This window comes from Flagellimonas iocasae (assembly GCF_042682725.1).
Classification (GTDB): domain Bacteria; phylum Bacteroidota; class Bacteroidia; order Flavobacteriales; family Flavobacteriaceae; genus Flagellimonas; species Flagellimonas iocasae.
The window spans coordinates 579,478-595,636 of record NZ_JBHUHU010000001.1 but is presented as its reverse complement, the minus strand read 5'-3'; the positions used below and the strand labels follow the sequence as shown (position 1 = coordinate 595,636).

Sequence of the window (16,159 nt, the reverse complement as noted above, 5' to 3'; positions counted from 1 at the left end):
ATATGGCAAGTACGTCTGATATTAGAAAAGGGTTGTGCATTCGATACAACCATGACATTTTTAAAATTATCGAGTTTCTTCACGTGAAACCAGGAAAAGGCCCAGCCTTTGTCCGCACCAAATTAAAAAGTGTAACCACGGGTAAGGTTATCGACAATACCTTCTCTGCCGGTCATAAAATTGAGGATGTTCGTGTTGAAACCCGTTCATACCAATATTTATATCCAGAAGGGGACACTTTTCATTTTATGAATACGGAGGATTACAACCAAATTGCCTTGCCAAAAGATTCGTTGGATGCTCCTGATTTATTGAAAGAAGGTGAAGTGGTGACCATCATTTTCAACGCAGAGGACAATATGCCGCTTTCGGTTGAAATGCCCGCAAGTGTTATCTTGGAAGTGACCCACACCGAACCCGGAGTGAAAGGTAATACGGCAACCAATGCCACTAAGCCCGCCACTGTGGAAACTGGTGCCCGAATCAATGTTCCCTTATTCATCAATGAAGGGGACAAAATTAAGATTGATACGGAAAAAGGAGCATACATGGAACGTGCTAAAGAATAGTACGGAATGAAATTCCCTAAAGCCCATACCTTAAAGGAAATTGCAGAAATCATCGGGTCCGAGTTTGTCGGGGACGATGTTTTTCCTGTATTTGGTATGAATGAAATACACGTAGTGGAAGAAGGGGACATTGTATTTGTGGATCATCCCAAATATTATGACAAAGCCCTTCAATCCAAGGCCTCTGTGGTGCTCATCAATAAAAAGGTGGAGTGCCCTGAAGGAAAAGCACTTTTGATTTCAGATGATCCTTTTCGGGATTTCAATAGATTGACCCGTCACTTTAAACCTTTCCAAACGGCTGGAGCTTCTGTTTCGGACACTGCTGAAATAGGTGAGGGGACCATCATTCAACCGAACGTTTTTATCGGTAACCATGTGAAAATCGGGAAAAACTGTTTGATTCATCCCAATGTCACTATTTATGACAATTGCATCATTGGCAACAATGTCACTATCCATGCCGGAACCGTCTTAGGAGCTGATGCATTTTATTACAAGAAACGACCTGAAGGATTCGACAAACTGCTTTCCGGAGGCCGGGTTGTCATTGAAGACCATGTGGATATTGGCGCTTCGTGCACCATTGACCGTGGTGTAACAGGTGACACTACCATAAAGGAAGGTTCTAAGCTCGATAATCAGATTCAAGTTGGACATGACACCGTAATCGGAAAAAAATGTTTGATTGCTTCCCATGTTGGAATTGCGGGTTGTGTGGTTATTGAGGACGAAGTTACTCTTTGGGGACAAGTTGGAATCACCAGTGGTGCCACTATCGGAACAAAGGCTGTAATTCTCGCCCAATCTGGAGTCGCTAAATCGTTGGAAGGCCATACCACCTACTTTGGAAGCCCTGCTGAGGAAGCTAGGGAAAAGCTCAAACAAATGGCACATGTGAAGAAGATTCCTGAAATCCTCGAAAAATTGAAAAAGAATTAAAAAATCAATAGACAAAACCCCTTGCAAAGCGTATTTTTGCACCTAATTAAGTTTAATATATGAGCGTCTTAGTAAACAAAGATTCAAAAATAATTGTACAAGGTTTCACCGGTAGCGAAGGAACATTTCATGCCGAACAAATGATTGAATATGGAACCAATGTGGTTGGTGGAGTTACTCCAGGTAAAGGAGGACAAGAACACCTTGGAAAACCAGTTTTCAACACCGTTGAAGAAGCGGTTAAGGAAGTTGGTGCCGACACCACCATTATTTTTGTCCCACCCGCTTTTGCTGCAGACGCCATTATGGAGGCCGCAGATGCTGGAATCAAAGTCATCATTACCATTACCGAAGGAATCCCTGTGGCTGATATGGTAAAGGCCAATGACTATATTAAAGGAAAAGATTGTACACTGGTAGGACCAAACTGCCCAGGTGTTATTACTCCCGGTGAAGCTAAAGTAGGAATCATGCCCGGCTTTGTCTTCAAAAAAGGACATGTGGGTATCGTATCCAAATCAGGAACATTGACCTACGAAGCTGCTGACCAGGTTGTTCGTCAGGGATTGGGTATCACCACTGCTATTGGTATTGGTGGGGACCCTATCATCGGAACTACAACCAAACAAGCCGTTCAATTGTTGATCAATGACCCAGAGACAGAATGCGTGGTGATGATTGGAGAGATTGGTGGTCAATTAGAGGCAGATGCCGCAAAATGGTATAAAGAAAGTGGTAGCAAAAAGCCTATCGTAGGTTTTATTGCTGGTGAAACTGCACCTGCAGGACGTACCATGGGTCACGCTGGAGCCATTGTTGGCGGTAGCGATGATACGGCCCAAGCTAAAAAACGAATCATGCGCGAATGCGGTATCCACGTAGTGGATTCACCCGCTGAAATCGGCGTAAAAGTGAAAGAAGTGGTTGGATAACCAACCGTTAAAACTATTCTAAATCCCGTTTTATGCGGGATTTTTTTCTTTAAAAACATAAAACAACAACTATATTTGGTTGATAACCATTCAAACACATCATCTATGAAACTTTTGGAAGGCAAAAACGTAATCATAACAGGGGCAAGTAGGGGAATTGGAAAAGGAATAGCCGAAGTTTTCGCAAAACATGGCGCCAATGTGGCATTTACCTATAGCTCTAGTGAAACTCCAGCTTTGGAATTGGAAAAGGAATTGTCCCAAATGGGAGTTACCGCCAAAGCCTATAAAAGTAATGCGGCAAGTTACGAGGAAGCTGAAAAGTTGATTGCCCAGGTATTAGAAGATTTTGACGGAAGAATAGATGTATTGATCAACAATGCCGGAATCACCAAGGATAATTTGTTGATGCGAATGGGAGAAGAGGATTTCGATACGGTTATCGAAATCAACCTGAAATCCGTTTTTAATATGACCAAAGCGGTACAACGTACCATGTTGAAACAGCGAAAAGGTTCCATCATCAATATGAGTAGTGTTGTTGGTGTAAAAGGAAACGCTGGACAGACCAACTATGCCGCTTCCAAAGCCGGAATGATTGGTTTCACCAAATCAGTAGCATTGGAATTGGGATCACGAAACATCCGCTGCAATGCCATTGCACCTGGTTTCATTGAAACTGAAATGACCGATAAATTGGATGAGAAAACGGTTCAAGGTTGGCGAGATGCCATTCCATTGAAAAGAGGTGGAAGTCCCGAAGATGTGGCCAATGCGTGTTTGTATTTGGCTTCGGACCTATCTGATTATGTTACCGGGCAGGTGCTCAACGTGGACGGTGGCATGTTAACATAGTAGTGGATGGAATTTCGCACGGTACTCCTTATTTTCCTTGCAGCGATTACCGCGCTTACCGTTGTTTTTTATCAATATTTCTATAGAAATCCAAGAAAAGGTTCACTGAAAATAGTGTTGGCTGCTTTGCGGTTCATCACTTTGTTTTGTGTGCTTTTGTTGTTGATAAATCCAAAATTCATCAATCGCGATTATTATCTGGAAAAAGCCAATCTTGTTGTTTTGGTAGATGATTCATCTTCCATGCAAGATGCCCAAGCAGAAACTCCAGTTCCTCAGTTGGTTAATCAGCTTACTTCCAATGAAGGATTGAATGAGCGATTTTCCATTCATCAATATGCGTTCGGAACCAATTTACAGGTGGCAGATTCACTTCATTTTGACCAGCGAAACACCGATATTTCCAGCGCACTTTCCACCGTTAATGAGATTTTTGTAAACGGAACCAATACCGTTGTCTTATTTTCTGATGGAAATCAGACATTGGGCCGGGATTATGAGTACATCAACCTAGGCTCCAACTTATCTGTGAATCCAGTGGTGGTTGGCGATACCACAGCGTATGAAGATATTTCAGTGGGATTGGTCAACACGAACACCTATGCTTTTCTGAGAAATCAATTTCCGGTTGAAGCCACCATTTTGTATCGGGGTTCACGTCCTGTTTCCAAAACAGTTTCCATTTCTTTGGATGGCACTCGGGTGTTTCAGCAACGCCTAAATTTTGATGCATCCAAAAACAGCCAAACACTAAATACACTTATCGAAGCCAAAAGTGTGGGGGTAAAGACCTTAAAAATTGAGGTGGAACCATTGGAAAACGAGAAAAATCGTGTCAATAATAGCAAGGAAACCGCCATTGAAGTGATTGACGAAAAAACCAATGTGGTTATTGTTTCAGATATTCTCCACCCTGATATTGGCGCATTAAAAAAGTCCATTGAGGCCAATGAACAACGTTCCGTAAGCGTTATCAAACCGAATACGACGGCAAGTAGCCTAGAGGAGGCCGATATTTTGATTCTGTATCAACCCACTCGAAATTTCAGGGGTGTTTACGATTACGTAGCCAATTCAGGAAAAAGCATTTTTACGATTACCGGCTCCAAAACTGATTGGAATTTTTTAAATCGGACCCAACAAAGTTTTGCGAAGGAGAATATCAATCAGTCTGAAGATATTTTACCGATTCTCAATACTACTTTTGGCATCTTTGGTCTTGGGAATTTTAATGTGGATGATTTTCCGCCACTCCGTGGGAATTTGGGAAACATCGACCTACTGAAAAATGGGGAGACATTGCTGTATCAGCAGATAAAAGGAGTGGATTTGAATCAACCTTTGCTTGCCGTCTTGAACCAAGGGAAACAACGTGAAGCGGCACTGTTTGGTGAAAATGTTTGGAAGTGGCGTGCACAGACCTATCGTAACACAGAATCGTTTGGCAATTTTGATGAACTCATTGGAAACCTAATGGTCTACTTGGGAAGCAATGACCAAAGAAGTCGATTGGAGTTGGAATTTGATTTGGTTTATGACAACGCCAGCATTGCTCAAATTCGGGCAACGTATTTTGACGAAAGTTATCAGTTTGACCCAAATGCGAACATCACCATCTCAGTCCAAAACAAGAACAACGATTTTACCCGTGAATCCCCAATGTTGATCAAAGGGAATTTTTATGAAGTTGACTTGAGTGATTTGGAAGCAGGGGAATATCAATTTACGGTAACCGTGGGCGGTGAAAATCTAAAACGTTCAGGGTCTTTCAAAATCTTAGACTTTAATCCGGAACTGCAATTGATTTCATCCAATTACAACAAGCTACAACGTCTCGCAGACAACACGAACGGAAAACTCTATTATCCAAACACGTTGGATGAACTGATAAGTGACCTATCATCATCGCAACGGTATCTTCCCGTTCAAAAGAGCAGTCAAAATGTTGTATCTTTAATAGATTTCCGTATTTTATTGGGACTGATTGTATTAGCACTGGCCCTAGAATGGTTCATCAGGAAATATAACGGATTAATATAAACTATATATATGGACAGATTACCAAAAATTGCATTGCCTGCTATTGCGGGAATTATTGTACTCATCATATTTATGTCTAGATCTACTGTGACCATTGGTTCAGGAGAAGCGGGCGTTCTTTATAAATATTTCGGGGGAGGTGTGGTCACCGACGAACCACCTTTAGGTGAAGGGTTCCATTTAGTGGCTCCTTGGAACCGTGTTTACATTTATGAAGTGCGTCAGCAAGAACGATTGGAAAAAATGAATGTGCTCTCATCCAACGGATTGGACATTAAATTGGAGGCCTCAGTGTGGTTTCAACCCAAGTATGAAGAGCTAGGAAAGTTGCACCAAGAAAAAAGTGAACAATACATTGAACGTGTGTTGCTTCCTGCAATCAGGTCTGCCGCACGTAGTGTGGTTGGACGTTACACGCCAGAGCAATTGTATTCCAGCAAGCGGGATGCGATTCAGCAGGAAATATTTGAGGAGACCCAGAAAATTGTAGACGACCAATACATTCAATTGAATGAAGTGTTGGTAAGGGATGTAACCTTGCCGCCAACCATTAAAGATGCCATTGAACGTAAATTGAAGCAAGAGCAGGAATCGTTGGAGTACGAATTCCGATTGGTTACCGCTGAGAAGGAAGCGGAAAAAGTTCGGATTGAAGCGCAAGGTAAGGCAGATGCCAACCGAATTCTTAGTGCCTCTCTAACGGATAAAATTCTTCAAGACAAGGGTATTGATGCTACCTTAAAGTTATCTGAATCCCCCAATGCCAAGATCGTCGTTGTGGGCTCGGGCGATGACGGATTGCCATTAATTTTGGGAAATAACTAAATAAGGCTTTTTTGATAAAAAATTATATGCTACTTTTGGCGTGAAATGAGAAACAAAAACGTACATCATCACCATTTTTATACTTGCTCTCAAGCGAGATAGAAATGTATTGTTGTATATCAAGATATATTCTAACCCGTTTGAGAAATCAAACGGGTTTTGTTTTTAAGTCCGTTTTGGTTTCTGGACTAAATTTTTAAAAAAGCATGACAAAGATTCGGATTGCGGTTCAAAAAAGTGGGCGATTAAACGAAGATTCGCTCAAAATTTTACAAGATTGTGGCATTAGTATCGACAATGGCAAAGACCAACTTAAGGCCACTTCAATGAACTTTCCTTTGGAAGTATTCTATTTACGTAATGGCGACATCCCTCAATATTTAAGAGATGGGGTAGTGGACATTGCCATTATTGGAGAAAATGTGCTGATTGAGAAAGGTCAGGATATTTCCATTGTGGAGAAATTGAATTTCTCAAAGTGTAAGGTGTCCTTAGCCATCCCAAAAAACGTAAAGTATAGCTCCGTTAAGGATTTTGAAGGTAAAAAAATTGCCACTTCGTATCCCAATACGGTAATTGAATACCTTAAATCCAAAGGTGTTACGGCAGATTTGCACATTATTAATGGTTCTGTGGAAATAGCCCCCAATATTGGTTTGGCCGATGGCATCTGCGATATTGTTTCCAGCGGAAGCACACTCTTTAAAAACAATTTGAAAGAGGTGGAAGTCATTCTAAAGAGTGAAGCCGTATTGGCAGTTTCTCCATTGATTTCGGAAGAACGAAAGGAAATCCTGAAAAAAATGCAGTTCAGGATACAATCCGTTCTTCAGGCCAGACAGAACAAATATATCTTGTTGAATGCCCCGAACGAGAAATTGGAGGAAATCATCTCCATTTTGCCTGGAATGCGAAGCCCTACGGTATTGCCGTTGGCTGAGGAAGGTTGGAGTTCGGTTCATTCCGTGATTAAACGAGACACCTTTTGGGAGGTCATCCATGCGTTGAAACAGGCCGGTGCTGAAGGTATTTTGGTATGTCCCATCGAAAAAATGGTCATGTAAACAATGCGGTATGGAAACGCAATTTACCATAACATGGATTCCCGTTGAAAAACTAAAAACTATTCTTCCCTTGGCGTATATGCTGAATGGAAACCGAATTTCAATGGAGGTTTTAGAAAACCGATTGACCGAGATGATTCCCATGGGATACAAATGCATTGGGGTGTATGATGGTGAGCAGTTGATTGGCATTTGTGGGGTTTGGACATTGAATAAGCTTTACGCTGGAAAGCATGTGGAACCTGACAATGTGATTATTGACCCCAACTATCAGGGAAAAGGAATAGGAAAATTGATGATGGATTTTCTGTTCAAGTACGCTTTAGAAATTGGTTGTGTGGGGACAGAGGTAAATTGTTATGCCAAGAATACCAGAGGGAAGAAATTTTGGGAAAGCCACGGGTACGAACCGTTGGGGATTCACCTGATTAAACGATTGCGAGATGAATAAAATAATAAATCCAGATAAAAAAAATTGGCAAGAGCTGCTAAAGCGGCCCACACAAAGTGTGTCGGATATTGAGCAGACCGTGAATACCATTTTTGAAGAAGTTAAACACGGTGGGGATGCTGTTGTTCAACAATATACAGAGCAATTCGATAAAGCCAAGCTGAGCTCACTTTTGGTCACTGAAGATGAAATCCTAAAAGCATCTAAATCAGTTTCCGAGGAATTGAAACAGGCTATTGCCTTGGCGAAAGCCAATATTGAAACATTCCATGCTGCGCAAAAAACAAGCCGAGTTGAAGTGGAGACGATGCCTGGAGTGCAGTGCTGGCAGGAAAAAAGACCCATTCAAAAAGTGGGATTGTATATTCCTGGGGGAACCGCCCCTCTATTTTCAACGATTTTGATGCTGGCCGTACCCGCAAGGATTGCAGGGTGTCAAGAAATTGTATTGTGTACCCCTCCCAACAAAGATGGAGAAGTGAATCCCACTATTTTGTATGCTGCTAGCTTGTGCGGCGTAACGCAAGTTTTTAAGGTTGGGGGTATTCAGGCTATTGCAGCGATGACCTTTGGCACTGAGTCGATTCCGCAAGTATATAAAATTTTTGGCCCAGGGAATCAGTATGTAACCGTGGCCAAACAATTGGCAACCAAGCACAATGTGGCCATTGACATGCCTGCAGGGCCCAGTGAGCTATTGGTAGTAGCGGATGATATGGCAAAACCTGCCTTCGTGGCTTCGGATTTGTTGAGTCAAGCAGAGCACGGCACCGATAGTCAGGTAATTTTGGTTTCCACATCGGAAAATTTGATAAATGCTGTTGAAAATCAAATTGAATCCCAACTTAAAGTTTTGCCTCGAAAGGAAATCGCGGAGAAATCCATCGCCAATAGCAAATTGATATTGGTGGAGGATGATGAAACAGCCATTGACCTAATCAATGAATATGGCCCAGAACATTTTATTGTTTGTGTGGCGAATGAGAATTTCTATCTCGATAAAATCCAAAATGCGGGGTCGGTGTTTATTGGAAATTATACCCCAGAAAGTGCCGGTGATTATGCTTCCGGAACCAACCACACCTTGCCAACAAACGGCTATGCTAAGCAGTACAGTGGAGTGAATTTGGATAGTTTTATGAAGAGCATGACTTTTCAGAAGATTTCCGAATCGGGAATGAAAAAAATTGGAAACGCCATTGAATTAATGGCTGAGGCCGAAGGATTGCAGGCACACAAAAATGCGGTAACCCTTCGATTAAACTATTTAGAACAGAATTAAAATGTCAGGTCGAGCGCAGTCGAGACCTCAAAAAATGAATAAGATTTTCAACATAGAAACCTTAACAAGGGAAAGTGTCAAAAAATTGAGTCCGTATTCCTCCGCACGTGATGAATACGTTTCAGATGGTTCTGAAATGATTTTTTTGGATGCCAATGAAAACCCGTTTGAGAATGGGGTCAACCGCTATCCAGACCCGTATCAAAGGAGTTTAAAATCAGTTTTGGCTGAACAAAAAGGCGTTTCCGAAGTGAATATGCTCCTCGGCAATGGGAGTGATGAAGTCCTTGACCTTATTTTTAGGGCGTTCTGTGAACCCAATCAAGACAACATCATTACGCTACCGCCTACCTATGGCATGTACAAGGTTTTATCTGGAATCAATGCGGTGGAAAACAAGGAAGTATTGTTGACCTCAGATTTTGAGCCAAATGTTCCAGAAATTTTGAACACCGTTGATGAAAATACCAAGTTGCTTTTCATTTGTTCCCCCAATAATCCCACCGGGAATGCTTTTTCTAGGGAAAAGGTGCAAGCATTATTGGAGAGTTTCAACGGATTGGTGGTCATTGATGAGGCTTATATTGATTTTTCGGAACAAGAAAGTTGGCTTTCTGGTTTGAAGAAATATCCGAATCTGATAGTAACCCAAACCTTGTCCAAAGCTTATGGAATGGCGGGAATCCGATTGGGAATTTGTTATACGTCCGAAGAAATAATTACCATCCTGAATAAAATAAAGCCTCCCTACAATGTGAATCAGCTTACGCAACAACAGGCCTTGAAACGGGTCATTAACCAAGATGCCGTTGATAACGAAGTAAAACAGATTTTACAGGAACGGGATGACTTGATTGATGCATTAGAGAAAGTAGGATTTGTACAAGAAATTTATCCCACCGATGCCAATTTTGTTTTGGCCAAAGTGGATGATGCCAACAAAAGATACCAACAATTATTGGAGCAACACGTTGTGGTTCGAAACCGAAGTACACAACCACTGTGTGAAAACACCCTTCGGTTCACGGTGGGAACTCCAGAAGAAAACAAAAAATTGATAGCCATTTTAAAACAATTGGGATAATGGGCAAAAAAGTACTTTTTATTGACCGCGATGGCACCATCATCAAGGAAACAGTAGATGAGCAGATAGATTCGTTTGAGAAAATGATTTTCTATCCAAAAGCATTTACCTATTTGGGTAAAATCGCGAAAGAATTGGATTATGAGTTGGTGATGATTACCAATCAAGATGGTTTGGGGACCGACATTTTTCCAGAGGAAACCTTTTGGCCTGTACATAACTTCATCTTGAAATCCTTTGAAAATGAAGGGGTTGTATTTGACCAAGTTTTTATTGACAAAACTTTTGCGAAGGACAATGCCAATACCCGAAAACCGGGTACAGGAATGCTTACTTCTTATTTTTCGGAGGAATATGATTTGAAAAATTCCTTTGTAATCGGCGACCGTCTTACGGATGTGGAATTGGCAAAAAATTTAGGTGCAAAAGGCATTTTCATCAATGATGAAACTCACTTGGGCACCGGGGAAATTACAGTAAAACGAGAAGAGTTGGACGCATACATCGCTTTGGAGAGCAACGACTGGGAAAAAATTTATGAGTTTCTGAAGCTTGAGAATCGAATCGCTGAAATTTCCAGAAAGACCAATGAGACGGATATCCAAATCAAGTTGAATTTGGATGGAACCGGGAAAAGCAACATACAAACTGGTCTGGCTTTCTTTGATCACATGTTGGACCAATTGGCACGTCATGGTCAAATGGATTTAACCATAAAAGTGGATGGCGATTTGGAAGTGGATGAACACCACACCATTGAGGATACGGCGATAGCTTTGGGTGAAGTTTTCTCAAAAGTGTTAGGAAACAAGCTTGGAATTGAGCGCTACGGTTTTTGCTTGCCCATGGACGATTGTTTGGCCCAAGTAGCCATTGATTTTGGTGGGAGGAACTGGCTTGTTTGGGATGCCGATTTTAAACGTGAAAAAATAGGGGAGATGCCTACGGAGATGTTTTTGCATTTCTTCAAGTCCTTTACCGATGGTGCCAAAGCCAATTTGAACATTAAAGCCGAAGGCTCCAATGAACACCATAAAATCGAGGCTATATTCAAAGCCTTTGCAAAATCCATTAAAATGGCGGTAAAACGGGATGCGGATAAAATGGTTCTTCCATCTACTAAGGGTATGTTATAAGATAAAGTCATTTCGAAGGAGCTTGTGACTAAGAAATCTAGATTTCTCGCTTTGCTCGAAAAGACAATCGAATTAGAAGAAAATGAAATTAGTCATTATAGATTACGGCGCCGGAAATATCCAAAGCATCAAGTTTGCCATCAAACGGTTGGGCTATGAGGCTGTTTTGAGTCATGATGTAGCGGAAATCCAAAATGCCGATAAGGTTATTTTCCCAGGGGTTGGAGAAGCGAGTTCGGCCATGGCCAAATTACGGGCCAGTGGTTTGGACAACATTATTCCCCAGTTAAAACAGCCGGTTTTAGGTATTTGTTTGGGGATGCAATTAATGTGTAAATCGTCAGAAGAAGGAAATACAAAAGGTTTGAGCATTTTTGATTTGGATGTGGTAAAGTTTCCAAAAACGGTGAAAGTACCCCAAATAGGATGGAACCAAATCACCGACCTAAAAACCGATTTATTCAAAGGAATCCCAGACAAATCCTATATTTATTTGGTGCACAGTTTCTATGCTCCGTTGGATGCTGAGACAATTGCAACATCAGAGTATGGATTGTCCTACAGTGCCGCTTTACAAAAGGATAATTTCTACGGAGTGCAGTTTCATCCTGAAAAAAGCAGCGATGTTGGCAGTGAGATTTTGAAGAACTTTCTAAGTCTTAGTTAATATGGAATATTACATTTCAACCGATAAGGATAAATTGGACATCCCTAAAATCCATCAGCAGGTGAAGAGTACCTATTGGGGTGGATATCGTACTTTGGAATTGACCACGACAACCATTGAAAGTTGTTTGTGCTTTGGATTGTATACCCAAGAAGATGAGCAGATTGGTTTCGCTAGGGTTTTAACGGATAAGGTTGTATTTGCTTACCTCATGGATGTATTGATTTTTGAACATTTTAAAGGTAAAGGATTGGGGAAAACACTGGTAAAACACATTTTGGAACATCCAGATATTAAAAACGTCTTTACGGTTGCCCTGAAAACCAAAGATGCCCATGGACTGTATGCCCCATTAGGTTTTTCAAAAGTTGGGAATTCTGATATGTGGATGGCCATGGATAAAGCTAAATACGATTAAAATGAGATTGATTCCAGCCATAGATATTATTGAAGGGAAATGCGTTCGACTTTCCAAAGGGGATTATGGTACCAAAAAGATATATAATGAAAACCCGTTGGAGGTCGCCAAGGAATTTGAAGCGCATGGTATCCAATATTTGCATGTTGTGGATTTAGATGGCGCCAAATCCAAACACATTGTCAATCATAAAGTTTTGGAAACTATTGCATCCCAGACCAGCTTAAAAATAGACTTTGGCGGAGGATTAAAATCGGACGAAGACCTGCATATTGCTTTTGAAAGTGGTGCCAACCAGATAACCGGAGGAAGTATAGCGGTGAAGGAAAAGGAAACCTTTTTGGGATGGTTGGAAACCTATGGTTCCGATAAAATCATTCTGGGTGCCGATGCACAAAATGAAAAAGTGGCCGTATCGGGTTGGCAGGAAGAATCAAATCAAGAACTGGTTCCTTTCATTCAATCCTACCAAAAGAAAGGAATCCAATATGTAATTTGCACCGATATCAGCAAAGATGGTATGTTGGAAGGGCCTTCGTTTGAACTTTATAAAAAAATCCTTTCCAAAACCATGAAGCATGAAACTTTGGTCACGGGTAGTGGGGTGGAGGATGTTGAGAGCATTGGTATTAATTTGATTGCTAGTGGAGGGATTTCTACTTTTGATGAGCTCCCCAAGCTCGCTGAAATAGGTTGTGAAGGCACCATAATTGGCAAGGCCATTTATGAAAACAGAATCAGTTTAAAACAATTGGAACAATACATCCTAGCAAATGGATAAAGAAAAAGAACTACAGGAAGAACTGGTTTGGAATGCAGGTTATCGTATGAACGAAAGTCTCCGCATGATAAAAATCTGCTTGGAACAGCTCCCTGAGAAAGCCATCTGGCAAAAGCCCAATGAATCAGCGAACAGTATTGGGAATTTGATATTGCACTTGTGTGGCAACATCACTCAATATGGAATTGCTTCCATTCAAAACTTGGAGGACAATCGAAAGCGCGATGAGGAATTCTCTACCACCTCTGGATATTCCAAAGAAGAATTGATTCAAAAACTCAGCGATACGATTGATGAGGCCAAAAGAGCATTCTATGAAGCACCATTGGCGGAACTACTTCGCAAGAGAAATGTACAAGGGTTTAATTTTTCGGGGGTTGGGAATATGATTCATGTTACCGAACACCTGTCGTATCACACAGGTCAGATTGCACTGTGGACAAAACTATTGAACAATCAAGACCTAGGCTTTTATGATGGTTTTGATTTGAATGTAAAGAACGAATAAACCACGTCAGAGAGAGTAAACCATGCTTACAAAACGAATCATACCTTGTTTGGACATCAAAGACGGAAGAACCGTAAAAGGAGTGAACTTTGTTGACCTGAGAGATGCGGGTGACCCTGTGGAACTTGCCGCTATTTATGCACAGGAAGGAGCGGACGAGCTTGTGTTTCTTGATATTTCGGCCACCGAAGAAAAGCGAAAGACCTTGGCAGAATTGGTCTATCATGTAGCGGAAACCATTAATATTCCATTTACGGTCGGTGGTGGCATATCCTCAGTGGAAGATGTGGATATCCTCCTAAAAAATGGAGCGGATAAAGTTTCCATCAATTCTTCCGCGGTAAAGCGACCCGAACTCATCAACGAATTGGTGGCTAAATTTGGTTCCCAATGTATTGTGGTGGCCATTGATGCCAAACAGGTCGACGGTATTTGGAAGGTACACTTGGTAGGCGGTAAGGTTCTAACCGAAGTTGAGTTGTTTCAATGGGCCAAAGAAGTGGAAGAACGGGGAGCAGGTGAGATTTTGTTCACTTCCATGGACCATGACGGCACCAAAAACGGCTTTGCGGATGAGGCCTTGGCAGAATTATCCGAATTAGTGAACATTCCCGTGATTGCATCAGGTGGGGCCGGGACTATTTCGCATTTTACCGATACATTTAAAAATGGAAAAGCGGATGCCGCTCTTGCGGCCAGCGTTTTTCATTTTAAGGAGATTGAAATAAAGGATTTAAAGAACGAACTGAAGGAAAAAGGAATTCCTGTTAGAATTTAGGATATGGAAATAGATTTCAACAAAAACCCAGACGGATTGGTGCCGGCTATCATTCAAGATGCCAATACCAAAAATGTTTTGATGCTGGGCTATATGAACCAAGAGGCGTTGGAGGTGACCCAAAAGACCCAAAAAGTCACGTTTTACAGTCGGACCAAAGAACGCTTATGGACCAAAGGGGAGGAAAGCGGTAATTTTTTGAACTTGGTTGATATCAAAGTAGATTGCGACAACGATACGCTTTTAGTTACCGTAAACCCTGTTGGACCCACCTGCCACAAAGGAACCGATACCTGCTGGGCTGAGGAAAATGTTCAAGTCTATGGCTTTCTTTCCGATTTAGAGGACATCATCACTTCCAGAAAAAATGATCCTGAAAATCCAGGTAGTTATGTCGCTTCGCTGTTCCGAAAAGGCATTAACAAAATTGCGCAAAAAGTAGGGGAAGAAGCCGTTGAGACTGTTATTGAGGCCAAAGATGATAACGAGGAACTCTTCTTAAATGAAAGTGCCGATTTACTCTTTCACTACCTTATTCTGCTACAGGCCAAGGGTTACAAATTGAATGACATTGCCCAGGTGCTCCAAAAACGCCATTGAACAAGAGCGTTAAGTTTTTTTTAAAGCCCTAGTCGTTACACGGAAATACCGTAATTTTATGTAATGGCTATGAATACAAGAAAAGGGTTTCGTTTTACTACTTACGAAGCCCCGGAACAAACCCCGTTTGAAAAACTCTTTGAGATTTTTCAAGAATTGATCACACACACCTCTGGCGATGTTGAGGAAGCTTTGGATTGGCTCCGTGAGCTGGACAAGGAATACGAACTCACCGATGAGGATTACACTATCGATGATTTTATAGAAGACCTTAAAGCTAAAGGCTACATCCGCGAAGAATTTGATATGGATGATCGTGAAGCTGGTGAAGGTGAAGAGGGCGAAGAAGGGAGCGGTCCGGGAAATCTCTCCATTACCGCTAAACTGGAACGCATGCTCCGGCAACGTGCTTTGGACCAAATCTTTGGAAAATTAAAACGAAGTGGCGCTGGTAACCACCGGACTGGGAAATCCGGTAGGGGAGATGAGCATACCGGGGATTTTAGGGAATACCGTTTTGGCGATTCCTTGGAAAGCATTTCTATGACCGAAAGTTTGCGTAATGCCCAAGTCAATCATGGTCTGGACAGTTTTTCCTTGAACGAAGACGATTTGGTGGTTGAAGATACCCATTACAAGGCTCAGATGAGTACGGTGCTAATGATTGATATCAGTCACAGTATGATTCTGTACGGCGAAGACCGAATCACTCCTGCGAAAAAGGTGGCTATGGCATTGGCGGAATTAATCACCACGCGCTACCCAAAAGATACGTTGGAAATTTTGGTGTTCGGAAACGATGCATGGCCCATTCCCATAAAAGATTTACCGTATTTGAAAGTAGGCCCGTACCATACGAACACAGTGGCTGGATTACAATTGGCTATGGATATGCTACGCAGAAAACGAAACACCAACAAGCAAATCTTCATGATTACCGATGGAAAACCTTCTTGTCTGCGATTGCCCAACGGCGATTATTACAAAAACAGTGTGGGCTTGGATGAGTACATCGTAGAAAAATGCTACGCTATGGCCCAACAAGCGCGGAAACTTCATATTCCCATCACCACTTTTATGATCGCCCAAGACCCCTATTTGATGCAGTTTGTGCGTGAATTTACCCAAGCCAACAAAGGCAAGGCTTTTTATACAGGACTTAAAGGACTGGGTGAAATGATTTTTGAAGATTACGAGCAAAACAGAAAAAGAAGAATTAAAGGATAA

General features: G+C 41.6%; 18 protein-coding genes. All 18 read left to right on the top strand.

The annotated features are described in order from the left end of the window. The first annotated feature begins 2 nt into the window (after positions 1-2). The gene (gene efp, locus ACFSJE_RS02680; RefSeq protein ID WP_379829436.1) at positions 3-569 is read left to right on the top strand and encodes an elongation factor P; all 567 of its coding nucleotides are present in this window, start codon (positions 3-5) and stop codon (positions 567-569) included. A gap of 6 nt (positions 570-575) precedes the next feature. Continuing rightward, on the top strand, positions 576-1,511 hold the full coding sequence (locus ACFSJE_RS02675; RefSeq protein WP_379829435.1) for a UDP-3-O-(3-hydroxymyristoyl)glucosamine N-acyltransferase: 936 nt from the start codon (positions 576-578) through the stop codon (positions 1,509-1,511). A gap of 59 nt (positions 1,512-1,570) precedes the next feature. Next, positions 1,571-2,443: a succinate--CoA ligase subunit alpha gene (gene sucD / locus ACFSJE_RS02670; protein WP_379829434.1), complete on the top strand. Its 873-nt coding sequence runs from the start codon at positions 1,571-1,573 to the stop codon at positions 2,441-2,443. A 105-nt stretch (positions 2,444-2,548) separates the two neighbouring features. After that, the gene (gene fabG / locus ACFSJE_RS02665) at positions 2,549-3,298 is read left to right on the top strand and encodes a 3-oxoacyl-[acyl-carrier-protein] reductase (RefSeq protein WP_379829433.1); all 750 of its coding nucleotides are present in this window, start codon (positions 2,549-2,551) and stop codon (positions 3,296-3,298) included. Positions 3,299-3,304: 6 nt separating this feature from the next. Then, a complete protein-coding gene (locus tag ACFSJE_RS02660) occupies positions 3,305-5,338 on the top strand; it encodes a vWA domain-containing protein (protein WP_379829432.1) in 2,034 nt (677 codons plus the stop codon). Between the two features lie 9 nt (positions 5,339-5,347). After that, on the top strand, positions 5,348-6,163 hold the full coding sequence (locus ACFSJE_RS02655) for a prohibitin family protein (protein ID WP_379829431.1): 816 nt from the start codon (positions 5,348-5,350) through the stop codon (positions 6,161-6,163). Between the two features lie 206 nt (positions 6,164-6,369). After that, entirely contained in the window at positions 6,370-7,227 is an 858-nt protein-coding gene (hisG, locus tag ACFSJE_RS02650; protein ID WP_379829430.1) for an ATP phosphoribosyltransferase, read from the top strand. Between the two features lie 10 nt (positions 7,228-7,237). Next, the gene (locus ACFSJE_RS02645) at positions 7,238-7,678 is read left to right on the top strand and encodes a GNAT family N-acetyltransferase (RefSeq protein WP_379829429.1); all 441 of its coding nucleotides are present in this window, start codon (positions 7,238-7,240) and stop codon (positions 7,676-7,678) included. Further along, complete coding sequence (gene hisD, locus ACFSJE_RS02640; RefSeq protein ID WP_379829428.1) at positions 7,671-8,960, top strand: histidinol dehydrogenase; 1,290 nt, start codon at positions 7,671-7,673, stop codon at positions 8,958-8,960. Before ACFSJE_RS02645 ends, hisD begins: the two co-directional genes overlap by 8 nt. 34 nt (positions 8,961-8,994) lie before the next feature. Then, entirely contained in the window at positions 8,995-10,044 is a 1,050-nt protein-coding gene (gene hisC, locus ACFSJE_RS02635; protein WP_379829427.1) for a histidinol-phosphate transaminase, read from the top strand. Further along, positions 10,044-11,180 (top strand): bifunctional histidinol-phosphatase/imidazoleglycerol-phosphate dehydratase HisB, encoded by a 1,137-nt coding sequence (gene hisB, locus ACFSJE_RS02630; protein WP_379829426.1) that lies wholly within the window; start codon positions 10,044-10,046, stop codon positions 11,178-11,180. Before hisC ends, hisB begins: the two co-directional genes overlap by 1 nt. An 82-nt stretch (positions 11,181-11,262) precedes the next feature. Continuing rightward, entirely contained in the window at positions 11,263-11,847 is a 585-nt protein-coding gene (gene hisH, locus ACFSJE_RS02625; protein WP_379829425.1) for an imidazole glycerol phosphate synthase subunit HisH, read from the top strand. 1 nt (position 11,848) lies between these two features. Further along, positions 11,849-12,265, top strand: a complete 417-nt coding sequence (locus tag ACFSJE_RS02620; protein ID WP_379829424.1) for a GNAT family N-acetyltransferase — start codon at positions 11,849-11,851, stop codon at positions 12,263-12,265. Position 12,266: 1 nt separating this feature from the next. Then, positions 12,267-13,046 (top strand): 1-(5-phosphoribosyl)-5-[(5-phosphoribosylamino)methylideneamino]imidazole-4-carboxamide isomerase, encoded by a 780-nt coding sequence (gene hisA / locus ACFSJE_RS02615; RefSeq protein ID WP_379829423.1) that lies wholly within the window; start codon positions 12,267-12,269, stop codon positions 13,044-13,046. Then, complete coding sequence (locus ACFSJE_RS02610; RefSeq protein WP_379829422.1) at positions 13,039-13,554, top strand: DinB family protein; 516 nt, start codon at positions 13,039-13,041, stop codon at positions 13,552-13,554. The genes hisA and ACFSJE_RS02610 overlap by 8 nt, the downstream gene beginning before the upstream one ends. A gap of 22 nt (positions 13,555-13,576) precedes the next feature. After that, positions 13,577-14,332: an imidazole glycerol phosphate synthase subunit HisF gene (gene hisF, locus ACFSJE_RS02605; RefSeq protein WP_379829421.1), complete on the top strand. Its 756-nt coding sequence runs from the start codon at positions 13,577-13,579 to the stop codon at positions 14,330-14,332. 3 nt (positions 14,333-14,335) lie between these two features. Beyond that, complete coding sequence (gene hisIE, locus ACFSJE_RS02600) at positions 14,336-14,932, top strand: bifunctional phosphoribosyl-AMP cyclohydrolase/phosphoribosyl-ATP diphosphatase HisIE (RefSeq protein WP_379829420.1); 597 nt, start codon at positions 14,336-14,338, stop codon at positions 14,930-14,932. Positions 14,933-14,995: 63 nt separating this feature from the next. Next, positions 14,996-16,159, top strand: coding sequence for a vWA domain-containing protein (locus tag ACFSJE_RS02595; RefSeq protein WP_379829419.1), 1,164 nt, complete (start codon positions 14,996-14,998; stop codon positions 16,157-16,159).

Coding starts and splice junctions, on each gene's coding strand:
- hisD (WP_379829428.1), top strand. CDS start 7,671: ATGAATAAAATAATAAATCCAGATAAAAAAAATTGGCAAGAGCTGCTA.
- efp (WP_379829436.1), top strand. CDS start 3: ATGGCAAGTACGTCTGATATTAGAAAAGGGTTGTGCATTCGATACAAC.
- ACFSJE_RS02620 (WP_379829424.1), top strand. CDS start 11,849: ATGGAATATTACATTTCAACCGATAAGGATAAATTGGACATCCCTAAA.
- hisG (WP_379829430.1), top strand. CDS start 6,370: ATGACAAAGATTCGGATTGCGGTTCAAAAAAGTGGGCGATTAAACGAA.
- hisIE (WP_379829420.1), top strand. CDS start 14,336: ATGGAAATAGATTTCAACAAAAACCCAGACGGATTGGTGCCGGCTATC.
- hisB (WP_379829426.1), top strand. CDS start 10,044: ATGGGCAAAAAAGTACTTTTTATTGACCGCGATGGCACCATCATCAAG.
- hisA (WP_379829423.1), top strand. CDS start 12,267: ATGAGATTGATTCCAGCCATAGATATTATTGAAGGGAAATGCGTTCGA.
- fabG (WP_379829433.1), top strand. CDS start 2,549: ATGAAACTTTTGGAAGGCAAAAACGTAATCATAACAGGGGCAAGTAGG.
- ACFSJE_RS02675 (WP_379829435.1), top strand. CDS start 576: ATGAAATTCCCTAAAGCCCATACCTTAAAGGAAATTGCAGAAATCATC.
- hisH (WP_379829425.1), top strand. CDS start 11,263: ATGAAATTAGTCATTATAGATTACGGCGCCGGAAATATCCAAAGCATC.
- ACFSJE_RS02655 (WP_379829431.1), top strand. CDS start 5,348: ATGGACAGATTACCAAAAATTGCATTGCCTGCTATTGCGGGAATTATT.
- ACFSJE_RS02595 (WP_379829419.1), top strand. CDS start 14,996: ATGGCTATGAATACAAGAAAAGGGTTTCGTTTTACTACTTACGAAGCC.
- hisF (WP_379829421.1), top strand. CDS start 13,577: ATGCTTACAAAACGAATCATACCTTGTTTGGACATCAAAGACGGAAGA.
- ACFSJE_RS02645 (WP_379829429.1), top strand. CDS start 7,238: ATGGAAACGCAATTTACCATAACATGGATTCCCGTTGAAAAACTAAAA.
- hisC (WP_379829427.1), top strand. CDS start 8,995: ATGAATAAGATTTTCAACATAGAAACCTTAACAAGGGAAAGTGTCAAA.
- sucD (WP_379829434.1), top strand. CDS start 1,571: ATGAGCGTCTTAGTAAACAAAGATTCAAAAATAATTGTACAAGGTTTC.
- ACFSJE_RS02660 (WP_379829432.1), top strand. CDS start 3,305: ATGGAATTTCGCACGGTACTCCTTATTTTCCTTGCAGCGATTACCGCG.
- ACFSJE_RS02610 (WP_379829422.1), top strand. CDS start 13,039: ATGGATAAAGAAAAAGAACTACAGGAAGAACTGGTTTGGAATGCAGGT.